Below are 318 nucleotides of genomic sequence, written 5' to 3' on the forward strand. Positions count from 1 at the left end.
TTTTAACTCTTCACCTTTTTCATTCATAATACAAGGTTGAATTCCTATAAAAGGTAAGGTTGCATAGGTTGGTTTGGTTGGTGTTACATACGGAATTGGTGTGATCATGATTCCTCCTGTTTCTGTCTGCCACCAAGAATCTATAATCGGACTCTTATTCTTTCCTACATTATCATTATACCAATGCCAAGCTTCTTCATTTATTGGCTCTCCTACACTTCCTAAAACCTTAAGAGAAGATAGATCGTATTTTTCTACTAACTCTACTCCTTGTTTCGCTAATGCACGAATAGCTGTTGGTGCTGTATAAAATTGATT

1 protein-coding gene is annotated in these 318 nt (G+C 35.8%); it reads right to left on the bottom strand.

What is annotated here, in order from left to right; translation table 11 throughout:
• A partial coding sequence (locus tag H2O73_RS23645; RefSeq protein ID WP_182110756.1) for an AMP-binding protein occupies positions 1-318 on the bottom strand: 318 nt, incomplete at both ends.

The organism is Vibrio marinisediminis (genome assembly GCF_014050145.1).
Taxonomy (GTDB): domain Bacteria; phylum Pseudomonadota; class Gammaproteobacteria; order Enterobacterales; family Vibrionaceae; genus Vibrio; species Vibrio marinisediminis.